This is a genomic window from Terrabacter sp. GCM10028922 (genome assembly GCF_042666095.1).
Taxonomy (GTDB): Bacteria; Actinomycetota; Actinomycetes; order Actinomycetales; family Dermatophilaceae; genus Terrabacter.
The window spans coordinates 214,912-228,912 of the sequence record NZ_JBHTFG010000009.1; the positions used below are offsets into that span (position 1 = coordinate 214,912).

The window sequence follows — 14,001 nt, forward strand, 5'->3', positions numbered from 1 at the left end:
CTTATCCCCGTTGAAGCTCAAGCGCCTCATCGGTAACGTGGCCCCTTGTGCCTGCCCCCGTCCGACCGTCGTGAAGACCTTCTGGCTGCTCGTCGGAGCAGGTTTCAGGAGGCACTCGACGTATCGGCTGGCACTGCTCGCCGGCATGACGACGAACTCTGTCTTCGGCATCATCCGGTCCTCGATCCTGATCGCGGCGCTGGCCTCGGCCGGGACGTCGATCGGCGGCTACGACCTGCCGACGACGATCGCGTTCGTCTGGTGGGGCCAGGCGCTGCTCGGCACCGTCAACCTCTGGGGCTTCGCGGAGGTCAAGGACCGTGTGCGCACCGGTGACATCGCGGTCGACTTCCTTCGACCGATCAATCCCCAGTTCGCTTATCTCGCAGGCGATCTCGGACGGGCAGGGATCAATCTCATCGGCCGTGGCGCCCCGGCCATCCTGCTCGGCTCCCTGCTCTTCGACCTGACGTGGCCGCCGTCGACCGCCGCCTGGGTGGTGGGCGGCGTCTCGGTGATCCTCGCCGTCGTCGTCGCCTTCGCGGGCGGCTTCGTCATCAACCTGCTCGCGTTCTGGCTCGTCGAGATCCGCGGCATCCAGCTGCTGTGGATGATCACGGGTGGCCTGCTGTGCGGGCTCTACCTGCCGGTGCCGTGGTTCCCCGACTGGCTGCGCACCATCGCCCAGTGGTCGCCGTTCCCATCGATGCTGCAGAACCCGATCGACATCCTCGCGGGCCGCGTCGTCGGCATCGACATCGCCTCGGCGGTCGCGGTCCAGCTCTTCTGGGCCGTTGTCCTTCTCGTCCTAGGCCAGCTCGTGCTCCGGGCCGGCCGCCGCCATCTGGAGGTGCAGGGTGGCTGACCGGGTGGCTGACTCGACGCTCGCAGAGCGGCTGCGCCCCTACCGGGTGCTGCTCGCCTCGCGCGCCCGTGCGCAGATGCAGTACAAGACGTCCTTCGTGACCGACGTCCTCGGAACGATCGGCGTCGGCCTCGCGGAGTTCGCGGAGGTCTGGGTCATCTTCCACAACGTCGACGTGCTCGGCGGCCTCGACTTCACGGCGGCGCTGCTCGTCTTCGCGCTGTCCAACCTGGCGTTCTCCCTCGCGGACATGTTCGTCGGGCACCTCGACCAGCTGCCGCGCTTCATCCGCGCCGGCCAGGTCGACGCGTTCTACGTGCGCCCACTGCCGTTGCTGACACAGCTCATGACGAGCGACCTGTCGCTGCGTCGCATCGGACGCCTGTCGGTCGCCGCCGTCGCGCTCGTCGTCGCGCTGACGACCGCGGACATCGCGTGGTCCCCGGCCACCGTGGCCCTCATCGTGCTGACCGTAGCGAGCGGGACGGCAATCTTCTCGGCGCTGTTCACGGCGGCCGGCGGCCTGCAGTTCTTCCTCGTCGACGGCGCGGAGTTCACCAACGCCTTCACCTACGGCGGGTCGTATGCCGCCCAGCAGAGCCAGCAGGTCTTCCCCGACCCGCTGCGGATCTTCTGGACGTTCGTCGTGCCGACCGCCTTCGTCGCCTACGTCCCGGCGGTCGCCATTCTCGACCTGCCGGGCGACCAGCTCGCACCGCCGTGGCTGGCCTGGTGGACGCCCCTCGCCGCCCTGCTCGCGTGGGGCATCGCCGGCCTCTGCTGGAGGGCCGGGACCCGTCACTACCAAGGAGCCGGCGGATGAGCATCATCGTGACCCGCGACCTCGTGCGCGACTTCAAGAAGACCCGCGCGGTCGACCGGATGACCTTCTCGGTCGAGCCCGGTGAGTCGGTCGGCTACATCGGCGCGAATGGTGCCGGCAAGTCGACGACGATCAAGATGCTGACCGGCATCCTCAAGCCGACCGCGGGTCACGTGCGCACGTGCGGTCTCGACCCGATGCGTCAGCGCATCGACGTCGCACGCCGGGTCGGTGTGGTCTTCGGGCAGCGATCGCAGCTCTGGTGGGACCTCCCGCTCCGCGAGTCCTTCACGATCCTCGGCGCCATCCACCGCCTCGACGAGGCGGTGGCTCGGGCGCGCACCGACGTCCTCGTCGAGCAGCTCGAGATGGGGCCGCAGCTCGGCATCCCGGTGCGGTCGCTGTCACTCGGGCAGCGCATGCGTGCCGAGATCGCGGCGGCGCTGATCCACTCGCCGGAGCTGCTCATCCTCGACGAGCCGACGATCGGTCTCGACGTGCTCTCCAAGCAGCGGCTGCGCGAGTTCCTCGTCGCCGAGCGACGCGAGCGGGGCACGACGCTCCTGCTCACGACGCACGACATGGGCGACATCGAGCGCCTGTGCGAACGCGTGCTCGTCGTCGACCACGGCCGGCTCGCCTTCGACGGCACGCTGCCGGGGCTCGCCGCGACGGTCGGCGCGCAGCGCATCGTCGTCATCGACCTGGCGGCCCCGACGCCCGACCTCGTGGACGTGCCGGGCACGAGGCTCGTCGAGAGCGAGCCCGACGGGCTGCGCCAGAGCCTGGCGTTCGACTCCGAGGTGACGACCGCGGCCGCGGTGCTCGCCCACATCTCCGCGCGTCACGAGGTGCGCGACCTGGCGATCGAGGAGCCCGACATCGAGGACGTCGTCAGACGCATCTACGCGGCCTCGGGCCGCACCTGACCCACGCCACTCCCCCCGTCGAGAGGCCAGAACCTGCCGCCTCCACCCGTCGGAGAGGCCACCAACGGCTGCGTGCGCTCGTCGAGGCGCCACCGCATATGGCCTCTCGACGGCGGGAGGCGACGAGAAATGGCCTCTCGACGGGTGGGAAGGCGCGAGAGCTGGCCTTTCGACGGGTCAGAGGGTGCGGAGCATGCGGGTGTTGCCGAGGGTGTTGGGCTTGACCCGCTCGAGGTCGAGGAACTCGGCGACGCCCTCGTCGTAGGAGCGCAGCAGCTCGGCGTACACGTCCATCGGCACGGCCTGGCCCTCGATGGCCTCGAACCCGTGCCGGGTGAAGAACTCAATCTCGAACGTCAGGCAGAACAGCCGCTGCACGCCGATCTCGCGCGCGTCCTGGACGAGCTCCTCGAGGAGCCGGCCGCCCAGGCCGGAGCCGAGCAGCTCGGGTGCCACGGCGAGGGTGCGGATCTCGGCGAGGTCCTCCCACATGACGTGCAGGGCGCCGCACCCCACGATGCGATCGTCGAGCTCGGCGACGCGGAACTCGTGGAGGCTCTCGAAGTACGTGACCGCCTCCTTGCTGACGAGCACCCGGCGCTCGGCGAGCGGTGCGATGAGAGCGCGGATGCCGCGCACGTCGGCCGTGCGAGCCCGCCGGATGACGGGCCGACCCGGGGCGACCGACGCGTCGCCGCTCACGAGAGGTTCCCGTCGCGGAACTCGGCGAAGAGCCGGCGGGCCTCGCTGCCGAGGACGACGATCGACTGCTGCCCGGCCCAGCCGAAGCCGCCCTTGGCGACGCCGCGCCCGACCTTGAGTGGGCTCAGCTGGTGCAGGCCCGCGGTGAAGGTGAGGATCTGCTCGGCCGACAGGTTGCTCTTGCCGACCTTGCTGAAGCTCGTGAGGGCCGAGGGGATGGCGATCGGACCGGCGAGCTTTGCCTTGATCGCCGCGGCCATGATGACCTCGCCCTGGTGGCGTGAGCGGCCGAAGTCGCCGTCCGGCAAGGTCTTCCGCTCGCGCGCATACGCGAGGGCCTCGGCCCCGGAGAGGGTCTGTGCGCCCGCCTTGATGACGAGGTCGCGGGCGTGCGAGGCGACGACGGTCTTGGGGACGACGATGGGGATGCCGCCCTGCGCGTCGACGATCTTCTTGAAGCCGGAGAAGCCGAGGACGACGTAGCCCTCGATCGGCAGCTTCGTCACGCTCTTGACGGTGCTCACCTGGGCGCGGGGCCCTCCGAGGACCATGGCGGAGTTGATCTTGCCCCTGCCTCCGGTGGACAGCGGCACCCACAGGTCGCGTGCCATGCCCATGACACCTCCGCCACCCTTGCCGTCCACGCCGATGACCTGGAGCACGTCGGCGCGGGTGCGTTCGAGCGGCTGGCCCTTGCGCGCATCGGAACCGATGGCGAGGACCCAGCGTGGGCCCTTGCCGAGGCTCGGCCTGGTCACGCCGAGCGAGGGCCACCAGCCGCCGACGACCTTCCAGGTCGGACCGACTGCGAGGGTGACGTCGTCCCCGGACGTGACGACCGCGACAGGCGTGCCCATCCACGAACCGACCTTCGCCGTGGCCGACACCGCCTTGGTCGCGGGGGTGCGTGCCTTGAGCGCAGCGGCGGCGGTGGGGGAGGCCGTACGCGTGAGGTCGCCGCCGGCGTACAGGGTGCTGACGAGCGCGGCCAACGGAGCCGGAGCGCCCGCGACCCTGACGCCTGAAGCAGGCGTCGTGGCGTCCGAGCTGCTCGAGCGGGTGCCCGTGCTCGCCGACGAAGTGGCGGGCGCCGCCGGTTCGGACGTGCACGCGCCGAGCGCGAGGGCCACGAGCGCTGCCGTGGCGACGGGGCGATGGCGACGGCTGCCTGGGATCATCACGCTGCAACCCTAGATGACACGCAGGCTCATACCTGCGGCGCACACACGGCTCGGGTCCGGCCCGTCGGTCGCCCCCGGCACCGGACACGGCGGGAGCCCCGACGCTCGGCGTCGGGGCTCCCTGTCCGCCGGCCCGGTCAGGCCGGCGGACACACGATCAGCGGTACTGGATGTCGTGCAGGCGGATGTTGTTGCACTGCATCGTGATTGCCTTGTCGACGTACCACGGCGCCTGGTCCTCCCAGCGCGACCAGCGCAGGCCGTCCGGGCACGAGGCCACGACGCGGTACTGCGTGCCGGGTGCACTCGGGTAGCACTTGACGGTCATCGTGTCGCTGCTCTGCGAGACGATGCAGTCACCGGCGGCTGATGCCGTGGACGGAGCGGCGACGGCGAACGAACCGGCAAGGGCACCTGCCACCGCGAGTGAGGTCAGGATCTTCTTCATGGGTTCCCCTATCTGTGTCGCCGGCACTGCTCGTCTCGAGAGTGCCGACTGCGCGAGTCGCTCTCGCGCGGCGCTGAGACGGAGACCCGTGGGGGAAGGTTCCCGCACGTTGTACGTGGGTTCACGCGACGCGGGAGGCCGTCCGCACGAGCGAGTGCGACGCCACGACCGACGCAAGCACCACCGCCCCGGCGATCGCCGACGTCACGACGAAGCGCACGACGAGCCCGCTGTCGAGAGCGCTCGAGAACGGCAGCATGAGCACGAGGACGAACCCGGCCGCGAGCCCGATCGTGATCGCGAGAGGCAGCGCGACCTCGAGCGCGCGGGCCCGGTGGAGTGAGCGTTCGCTCGTGCCGGCGAGGGCGAGGGCGCGGTACTGCTCGCGTTGGTCGAGCACGCGCGCGGCCTGGACGACGCCCGTCGACGTCGCCCCGACGACGGTGATGATGACGAGCGTGACGAGCGCGCCGGTGCCGAGGTCGTCGGCGAGGTAGCGCTCCAGCGGCGTGGCCGGGTCGTCGACCTGGGCGAGGCTCGTGAAGCCCACGACGACGACGGCGAGACCGAGCGCCCCGACGGCGCGCCAGGTGCTCTTGGGGTCGTCGGCGATGCGTCGCGCGGCGAGCAGGGTCGAGGCGGTCGGTGCGACCCGGGAGGCGATCCGCCCCGCCACCATGACGACGAACGGGCCGACCGCGTTGACCGCGAGGATCATCGCGCCGAGGACGAGCACGATCGTCACACGTTCGGGCTCCTTCATCGGCGTGATGACGAGCACCCAGGCGCCGCCCGCGGCCGCGGCCACGAGGACCCGGAGGAGACTGAGCCGCTTCGGGCTCGTGCGGGCCGCGACCCCGAGCGGACTGATCGCGACTCTGGCGAGGCTGGACGCACCCGACACGACAGCCACGACGACCACCGCGGCCACGACGGCGCCGGTCTGCCACAACGGCAGCACGAGCTCGCTCAGCTCGAACGGCCGGCCCTGGAAGGTCAGGCGGGCCACGAGCGGCAGGACCGCGAGGTAGAGGACCACGCCGGTCAGAGCGCCGACGAGCGCCTGCGTGGCGGCCTCCGCGAGCGTCATGAGCGTGACCTGACCCGACGTCGCGCCGGCCAGGCGCAGGGCCGCGAGGCGCTGGTCGCGCCGCGCGATCGCGAGCCGCGCCGCGACGCCGCCCAAGGTGAGGATCGGGATGACCATGCACGTGGTGGCGATCCAGGCGAGCGTCACGTAGAGGTCGCCGATCGTGGCCTGCTCGATCGAGAGGCCGCCGCCACCGCCCCCACCGGACAGCGCGGCGTTGCGGGACTCGAACGCCATGAGACCCGCGACGGAGACGAGAAGTGCTGCGGTCGCCACGGCGAAGGACGCGACGGCGAGCACGCCGGGCACGCGGTTGTCGGCAGTATCGGCGCGACGCAGCCGCCACCACAGCGAGACGGCCGCGTTCACCGGGCCACCCCCACGGACGCGGCGCGCTCGACGATGCGGCCGTCGCGCACGCGGGCGACGCCGTGGCACCAGGCCGCGACGTTCTCGTCGTGGGTCACGACGACGAGCGAGGCGCCGGTGTGGGCGGCGAGCTGGGTGAGGTGGTGCATGACCTCGGCGCTCGTCGTCTGGTCGAGCGCGCCCGTCGGCTCGTCGGCGAACACCACACCCGGCCGGGCAACGAGGGCCCGCGCGATCGCGACGCGCTGCGCCTGACCACCGGACAGCTCACCGGGACGGCGCTTCTCGAGCCCGGAGAGCCCGAGCGGCGGGAAGAGCGTCGCGGCGCGCCGGGTCGCCTCGGCGCGGGAGACGCCGTCGAGCATGAGCGGCAGGGCGACGTTCTCGATCGCGGGCAGCTCGGGCAGCAGCATCCCCTGCTGGAAGACGAACCCGAAGTCATTGCGGCGCAAGACTGTTCGCTCACGGTCCGACATGCGCGCAATGTCCCGGCCGCGCCAGAGCACCTGGCCACCGGTCGGTCGCAGGATGCCCGCGAGCACGTGCAGCAGTGTCGTCTTGCCCGACCCGGACGGACCCATGACGGCCAGGCTCTCGCCCGCGCCGATCGTCAGGTCCACGCCGCCGAGGGCGGGCGGGCCGGCGGACGTGCCCTTGCCGTAGGTCATGACGAGGTCGCGGGCGACGAGGTCGCGCGAGGCGTCCACGGGCACAGGGGTGGACAGGGGCCCGGCGAGGGCGGGGGAGGGGGCGCGTTCTGGCGCGGCGGACGGCATACGGGCGGCGTCGTGGTGGCTCATGGCCCAACCCTCGCGGCTCGGCCCACGTCGACACATCGGTCGCAGGTCGCCTCCCGCGGGAGGCGGCGTACGACCCGGGTATGAGGCGTACCCTCCCCGTCCCTCACCGAGGGCGTATGCCGCCGGGCTCGGCCCCCGGGAACGGCGAAGGGGCCGGGGACCTCGGTCCCCGACCCCTTCGGTCGGCCGTGCTGCGGCGGGCGAAGAGCCGGTCAGCGCTCCGTGCCGGTCAGCCCCGAGTCGGGGTAGATCTGGTCGTCCGGGACGTTGGACGGCGCCGTGACGTTGACCCCGAGCGCCTCGTCGAGGGCCGCGCCCTCGGGAAGCTCCGGAAGGTCGTCGGCCGGGCGGTGGCCCTTGTCCGGGTGGGCCATGTCGGAGAACGTGAACGTCTCCTCCTTGCCTTCGCCCTCGGTGTCGACCTTGACGTACTGGCCGGACGAGAACTGGCCGAACAGGATCCGCTCGGACAGGGCGTCCTCGATCTCGCGCTGGATGGTCCGGCGGAGCGGGCGCGCACCGAGCACGGGGTCGTAGCCCTTCTTGGCGAGCAGGTCCTTCGCGGCCTGCGTGAGCTCCATGCCCATGTCCTTGTCCTTGAGCCGATTGTCGAGCTTGGCGATCTCGAGGTCGACGATCTGGATGATCTCCTCGCGGCTGAGGTGCGGGAAGACGATCGTGTCGTCGACACGGTTGAGGAACTCGGGCCGGAAGTGCTGCTTGAGCTCGTCGATGACCTTCGCCTTCATCCGCTCGTAGTCGGAGCGGGTGTCGGGTCCGGCCGAGAAGCCCATGCTGGCCTTGGAGATGTCCCTCGTGCCGAGGTTGGTCGTCATGATGATGACGGTGTTCTTGAAGTCGACCATCCGACCCTGCGAGTCGGTGAGTCGGCCGTCCTCGAGCACCTGCAGCAGCGAGTTGAAGATCTCCGGGTGGGCCTTCTCCACCTCGTCGAAGAGCACGACCGAGAACGGCTTGCGGCGGACCTTCTCGGTCAGCTGGCCGCCCTCTTCGTATCCGACGTAGCCGGGCGGGCTGCCGAAGAGGCGGCTCACCGTGTGCTTCTCGGAGAACTCCGACATGTCGAGCTGGATCAGCGCGTCCTCGCTGCCGAAGAGGAACTCGGCGAGCGTCTTGGCCAGCTCGGTCTTACCCACACCGGTGGGACCGGCGAAGATGAACGAGCCTCCCGGGCGGCGCGGGTCCTTCAGGCCTGCGCGCGTGCGACGGATCGCCTGCGACAGGGCCTTGACCGCGTCGTCCATGCCGACGATCCGCTTGTGCAGCTCGTCCTCCATGTGGAGCAGCCGGCTCGACTCCTCCTCGGTCAGCTTGAAGACCGGGATGCCGGTGCTCGCCGCCAGGACCTCGGCGATGAGCTCCTCGTCGACCTCGGCCACGACGTCCATGTCGCCCGACTTCCACTGGGCCTCACGGGCAGCCTTCTCCTGGCGCAGGCGCTTCTCGTCGTCGCGGACTCGGGCCGCGCGCTCGAAGTCCTGGCCGTCGATGGCGGACTCCTTCTCGCGGACGAGCGCCGCGATCTTCTCGTCGAACTCGCGAAGGTCCGGCGGAGCCGTCATGCGGCGGATGCGCAGGCGCGCGCCCGCCTCGTCGATGAGGTCGATCGCCTTGTCGGGCAGGAAGCGGTCGTTGACGTAGCGGTCGGCCATGTTGGCGGCCGCGACGAGCGCGCCGTCGGTGATCGTGACGCGGTGGTGCGCCTCGTAGCGGTCGCGCAGACCCTTGAGGATCTCGATGGCGTGCGGCAGGGTCGGCTCCTGCACCTGGATCGGCTGGAAGCGCCGCTCGAGGGCCGAGTCCTTCTCGATGTGCTTGCGGTACTCGTCGAGAGTCGTCGCACCGATCGTCTGCAGCTCACCGCGGGCGAGCATCGGCTTGAGGATCGACGCGGCGTCGATGGCGCCCTCGGCGGCACCCGCACCGACGAGCGTGTGGATCTCGTCGATGAAGATGATGATGTCGCCGCGGGTGCGAATCTCCTTGAGGACCTTCTTCAGCCGCTCCTCGAAGTCACCGCGGTAGCGGCTGCCTGCGACGAGCGAGCCGAGGTCGAGGGTGTAGAGCTGCTTGTCCTTGAGCGTCTCGGGCACCTCGCCCTTGACGATGTCCTGGGCCAGGCCCTCGACGACGGCGGTCTTGCCGACGCCGGGCTCGCCGATGAGGACAGGGTTGTTCTTCGTGCGGCGGCTCAGCACCTGCATGACCCGCTCGATCTCCTTCTCACGCCCGATGACCGGGTCCAGCTTGCCCTCGCGGGCAGCCTGCGTGAGGTTGCGACCGAACTGGTCGAGCACGAGGGAGCCCGCGGGCGTCCCCTCGGTCTGGCCCTGGCCGACGCCGGCGCCGGCCTTCTCGCCGCTCTGGCCACCCTGGTAGCCGGAGAGCAGCTGGATGACCTGCTGGCGGACCTTGTTGAGCTCCGCGCCGAGCTTGACGAGGACCTGGGCGGCGACGCCCTCGCCCTCGCGGATCAGGCCCAGCAGGATGTGCTCGGTGCCGATGTAGCTGTGGCCGAGCTGGAGCGCCTCGCGGAGCGAGTACTCGAGGACCTTCTTCGCGCGGGGCGTGAAGGGAATGTGGCCGGTGGGGGCCTGCTGCCCCTGGCCGATGATCTCCTGGACCTGGGCCCGGACCGCTTCGAGCGAGATGTCGAGCGATTCGAGGGCCTTCGCGGCGACGCCTTCGCCTTCGTGGATCAGACCCAGGAGGATGTGCTCGGTCCCGATGTAGTTGTGGTTGAGCAGCCGCGCCTCTTCCTGGGCGAGGACAACCACCCTTCGGGCCCTGTCGGTGAACCGTTCGAACATGTTCTTCTCCTGACTGATCGAGAGACATCTCGATGCTATCCGTGCCCGCTGTCGACGAGCACACCCCGACCAACGCCAGTCGGATCCCTCCTGTTCCCCATCCTGAGCGTGATCGGCTCAGGTTCGGCCGCTGTTCGCCGTGAGCGGACAGGCGCCGCATGGTGTGTCGGCATGTTCTTACACCTTGTTCGTACCCGGCGGGCCCGCGCGTCTTACCCGCGTGGGCCGAGCTGGGGGACCGAGGCGGGCAGCCCAGCCGACGACGTATGCCGCCGGGCCCGGGTCAGGCGAGGCCGCGGGCGAAGCGTTCGTGGAGCTCGCGCATCTCGTCCTCGAGCTCGGGAACCGGTCCGTCGACGACCGCGTCCGGCACGACGTCGCGGATCGACAGCGGCGCGACGGGAGACGGCGCCGAGCCCCACGCCGAACGCCAGGCCCTCAGCTGGGCCGAGCTCACGGCATACACGATGCGGCCCAGGCCGACCCAGGCGTGCGCGGCCGAGCACATGGGGCAGTGCTCGCCCGACGTGTAGACGGCGGCGGCAGCTCGCTCCTCGGCGGACAGGTGCGCACCGGCCCAGCGCGCGATGGCGAGCTCCGGGTGCTGGGTGGCCTCGAGGGCGACGACGTGGTTGTGGTCCTCGAAGAGCACCCGGCCGTCGCCCGACACGAGCACCGAGCCGAAGGGCTCGTCGCCGCGCTCGAGGGCCAGCCGCGCCTGGCTGACGGCGCGTCGCAGGTGGACGAGGTCGGTCGGCGAGACGGTCATGCCACCCTCCCTGTGACGAGTGCGAACGTCACGAAGGCGCCCCCGTCGGCCTCGAGCATCGACTGCACGGGTGACGTCGGCTGGCCCTTGAGCTCCATCACGGCCCGCTCCCAGAGGAGCCAGTTGGCGCAGGCGTCGGGCTGGTTGCGTCCCGTCACGGCGGCGAAGGCGCGGCTGAACTCCCACTGGCTGCGCAACCAGTCGGTCGTGTGCCACGCCGCGGTCTCGGCGCCGACGACGTTGTCGATGTGGTCAGGGATCTCGCCGAGCTCACGCACCTCGGTCGTGAGGGCGGGCGTGGCCACCCCGAGCTGGCCGCCCGGCTTGAGGAACTTCGCGAGGTAGGGCGGGTAGTGGTCGCCCGTGCCGAAGTACTCCCACGCGTCGATGCTGACGATCGCGTCGAACGTGCCGTGGCCGAAGGGCAGGGAGTGGGCGTCGACCCGCATCGGCAGGACGCTGTCGTCGACCCCGGCCTTGCGGAACACCTCACCGGCCTCGCTCGGGTCGACCCACAGGTCGGCGGCGATGACGCGCACGCCGTACTCCCGGGCGAGGAAGACGGACGTCGCGCCGAGGCCCGAGCCGAGGTCGAGGACGCGCATGCCGGGGCGCAGGTCGAGGTCGGCGGCCAGGTCCTCGAGCAGCCAGAGCGGGTGCGGGCCCATGTCGAGGTCGACGAGCCACTTCGCGTCGTACTTCGAGGACTTCGGGTACGCGTCCCGGGTCAGGTGGTCGAGGGCTGGCATGTCCTGATCCTTGCCGCTCGCGGGGGAGCAGTCGACCGGGATTCACCGACCGAACGCGCTGCTTGTGCCCGAACGTGCTGCCGGGTCTCGAACGCGCTGGTGCACCGACGTGTTCGGCACCGAACGAGTCGTTCGAGCAGCACAGGGTGGCTGGACGGAGTCAGCCGACGCGGACGAGGCGCTCCGGTGTCAGGTCCACCAGGGAGGTGCAGCCGGTCAGCGCGAGCTGGAGGTCGAGCTCGGCGCGCAGGTTGCGCAGCACTTCCGACACGCCCTCGGCGCCGGCGAGAGCCAGCCCGTAGACATGCGGTCTGCCGATGCCAACAGCCGTGGCCCCAAGCGCAAGGGCCACGAAAGCGTCTGCGCCGCAACGGATCCCGCTGTCGAAGATGACCGGCATCGACGACCCGCTCGACCGCACCGCCTCGACGACCCCCGGCAGGGCCTCGAGCGCAGCGAACGACCGGTCGACCTGCCGCCCGCCGTGGTTGGAGACGTAGATGCCGTCGACCCCGGCCTCGACGGCCCGGCGCGCGTCGTCCGGGTGCAGGATCCCCTTGAGCACGATGGGCAGCCGGGTCAGCGCGCGCAGCCGCGGCAGGTCGTCCCAGGTGAGGGAGGGCCGGCTGAAGACGTCGAGGAAGGTCTCGACCGCGGCCCGCGGCTCGGGAGCCGTCAGGTTGCGCCGCAGGTCTCCGGGGTGGTTGCGGCTCATCGACAGCAGCGTGGCGACGGCGGCCGGCGTCGGACGCGGGCGCGGCTCCGGCGACCCCGCCGCCACGCGCTCGGCGACGAGACGCCGGAAGACGGGGTCGGACGTGTACTGAGCGATGCCCTCGCCGCGCGCGAACGGCAGGTGCCCGAGGTCGAGGTCACGCGGTCGCCACCCGAGGCATGCCGTGTCGAGCGTGACGACGAGGGCGTCGCTCCCGCACGCCTCGGCGCGCGAGACGAGGCTCTCGACGAGGTCGTCGTTGCTGCTCCAGTAGAGTTGGTACCAGTGGCCCGACCCCGCGAGGGTGCGCGCGATGTCCTCCATCGGCACGGACGCCTGGGTGCTGATGATCTGCGTGACGGACTGCTCCCGGGCGGCATGCGCGACGGCGAGGTCGGCGTCCTCATGAGCCATCGAGAGCACCCCGACCGGCGCGAGGAGGAACGGGCTCTCGTGCCGCCGCCCGAAGAGCTCGACAGCGGTGTCGCGCTCCGTCGTGTCCACGAGCATGCGCGGCACGACCTGCCACCGGTCGAAGGCCGCGACGTTGGCCGCTGCGCTCACCTCGGAGCCCGCCGACCCTGCGACGTAAGCGAATCCGCGGCGTGACATGACCTTGCGCGCAGCCTCCTCCAGCTGCGTGCCGTCGGTCGGCACCTCGGGGCGGTGCCCGAACGCACCCGCCCGGTAGATGGCGGACTGAACGGTCCGGCCGAACGACTCCCACGGCATACGCGCTCCTCTCCGGAGCCGGTCGTCCCACGCCCGGCGCACGAGGTCGTCTCGTGCGGGCAGTCTGCCGCAGCCCGCCTCGCGGGTCGACCGGACGGCGCCGTCGGACGGCGGCCCGGTCACCAGGTGACGGAGATGGTGTCGCGCCACCAGCGCTCGAGCTCGTCCGCGGGCTCGGACCGGCGACGGCTCCACAGCCTGAGGTAGAGGTCGACCGGCTCGCCGGTCAGGGTGAGGTCGGCGCTGCCCGCCTCGGGCGACTCCGGCCGCACCCGCCGGGTGACGATGGGGCGCCCGGTCGCGAGCTCGACGAGCCAGGCGACGTCGACGTCGTCGGGCCGCACGAGCACCGACGTGTCGTCACCGGGCGACGCGCCGCGGCGGCTGCGGGTCACGAACCCGACGAGCAGCTCGTCGATGCCATCGACGGCGATCTCTGGCCGGATCCACGTCTCGTCCGGGCGGGCCGAGCGACCGAGCCGCGCGGACAGGGCGTCGACGGCGTGGATCGTCGTCTCGTGGCACTGCCGCCGGGTCCAGAAGAGCCGGGCGGCGGGTGCGTCCTGGAGGAAGACGAACGCCTCCAGGTCGTCGGGGGCGTCGACGACGGCCTGGAGCAGGGCCGTCGCCCCCTCGTCGAACCAGCCGAGGACATCGGGCGCGTCCCGGCCCTCCTGCTCCAGGGCGGCAGTGTCCTCGATCGGCGCACCGGACAGGTGGCTGGCGGCCCAGCGATGCACCATCCCCTGGTGCGCCACGAGGTCGAGCACGGTCCAGTCGGGACACGTCGGTACGGGCGCGTCGAGGCCGGCGGCCATCGCGTTGGCGCGCAGCACGGTCGAGGCCGCACCGAGCGCGTCCCCCAACTCCTCGAGGCCGACTCCCAGCGGCCCCGGTGTCGCAAGGCTGTGGTCGTCGATCGAACGCATGGCAGCGAGTGTGCCGCACCGTGGCGCTGCCCGGCGGACGTCGCCGGGTCGCGTGCTTGGCCGGGGTGC

At 71.1% G+C, this 14,001-nt stretch carries 13 protein-coding genes; 3 read left to right on the forward strand and 10 right to left on the reverse strand.

What is annotated here, in order from left to right; genetic code table 11:
• The first annotated feature begins 70 nt into the window (after window positions 1-70).
• The 3 genes from ACFQU3_RS09835 to ACFQU3_RS09845 are packed head-to-tail and all read left to right on the forward strand — an operon-like array spanning window position 71 to window position 2,617.
• Window positions 71-865, forward strand: a complete 795-nt coding sequence (locus tag ACFQU3_RS09835; protein ID WP_385909156.1) for an ABC transporter permease — start codon at window positions 71-73, stop codon at window positions 863-865.
• A gap of 4 nt (window positions 866-869) precedes the next feature.
• Complete coding sequence (locus ACFQU3_RS09840; protein ID WP_385909158.1) at window positions 870-1,688, forward strand: ABC transporter permease; 819 nt, start codon at window positions 870-872, stop codon at window positions 1,686-1,688.
• On the forward strand, window positions 1,685-2,617 hold the full coding sequence (locus tag ACFQU3_RS09845; RefSeq protein WP_385909160.1) for an ATP-binding cassette domain-containing protein: 933 nt from the start codon (window positions 1,685-1,687) through the stop codon (window positions 2,615-2,617). Before ACFQU3_RS09840 ends, ACFQU3_RS09845 begins: the two co-directional genes overlap by 4 nt.
• 177 nt (window positions 2,618-2,794) lie before the next feature.
• Here ACFQU3_RS09845 and ACFQU3_RS09850 read toward each other — a convergent pair whose 3' ends face one another.
• The 10 genes from ACFQU3_RS09850 to ACFQU3_RS09895 all read right to left on the reverse strand — a co-directional run bounded on the left by ACFQU3_RS09850 (window position 2,795) and on the right by ACFQU3_RS09895 (window position 13,932).
• Window positions 2,795-3,319 (reverse strand): amino-acid N-acetyltransferase, encoded by a 525-nt coding sequence (locus ACFQU3_RS09850; RefSeq protein ID WP_385909162.1) that lies wholly within the window; start codon window positions 3,317-3,319, stop codon window positions 2,795-2,797.
• On the reverse strand, window positions 3,316-4,497 hold the full coding sequence (locus ACFQU3_RS09855; protein WP_385909519.1) for an LCP family protein: 1,182 nt from the start codon (window positions 4,495-4,497) through the stop codon (window positions 3,316-3,318). Before ACFQU3_RS09855 ends, ACFQU3_RS09850 begins: the two co-directional genes overlap by 4 nt.
• A 160-nt stretch (window positions 4,498-4,657) precedes the next feature.
• Complete coding sequence (locus tag ACFQU3_RS09860) at window positions 4,658-4,948, reverse strand: hypothetical protein (protein WP_385909164.1); 291 nt, start codon at window positions 4,946-4,948, stop codon at window positions 4,658-4,660.
• Between the two features lie 121 nt (window positions 4,949-5,069).
• Window positions 5,070-6,407: an FtsX-like permease family protein gene (locus ACFQU3_RS09865; protein WP_385909165.1), complete on the reverse strand. Its 1,338-nt coding sequence runs from the start codon at window positions 6,405-6,407 to the stop codon at window positions 5,070-5,072.
• The gene (locus ACFQU3_RS09870; protein WP_385909166.1) at window positions 6,404-7,207 is read right to left on the reverse strand and encodes an ABC transporter ATP-binding protein; all 804 of its coding nucleotides are present in this window, start codon (window positions 7,205-7,207) and stop codon (window positions 6,404-6,406) included. Before ACFQU3_RS09870 ends, ACFQU3_RS09865 begins: the two co-directional genes overlap by 4 nt.
• Window positions 7,208-7,419: 212 nt before the next feature.
• Window positions 7,420-10,038, reverse strand: coding sequence for an ATP-dependent Clp protease ATP-binding subunit (locus ACFQU3_RS09875; RefSeq protein ID WP_385909167.1), 2,619 nt, complete (start codon window positions 10,036-10,038; stop codon window positions 7,420-7,422).
• 283 nt (window positions 10,039-10,321) lie between these two features.
• On the reverse strand, window positions 10,322-10,807 hold the full coding sequence (locus ACFQU3_RS09880) for a nucleoside deaminase (protein WP_385909169.1): 486 nt from the start codon (window positions 10,805-10,807) through the stop codon (window positions 10,322-10,324).
• Complete coding sequence (locus ACFQU3_RS09885; protein WP_385909171.1) at window positions 10,804-11,556, reverse strand: SAM-dependent methyltransferase; 753 nt, start codon at window positions 11,554-11,556, stop codon at window positions 10,804-10,806. The genes ACFQU3_RS09880 and ACFQU3_RS09885 overlap by 4 nt, the downstream gene beginning before the upstream one ends.
• Before the next feature lie 160 nt (window positions 11,557-11,716).
• Window positions 11,717-13,003, reverse strand: coding sequence for a lactate 2-monooxygenase (locus ACFQU3_RS09890; RefSeq protein WP_385909173.1), 1,287 nt, complete (start codon window positions 13,001-13,003; stop codon window positions 11,717-11,719).
• 119 nt (window positions 13,004-13,122) lie between these two features.
• Window positions 13,123-13,932: a maleylpyruvate isomerase N-terminal domain-containing protein gene (locus ACFQU3_RS09895; protein ID WP_385909175.1), complete on the reverse strand. Its 810-nt coding sequence runs from the start codon at window positions 13,930-13,932 to the stop codon at window positions 13,123-13,125.
• Window positions 13,933-14,001 lie beyond the last annotated feature (69 nt).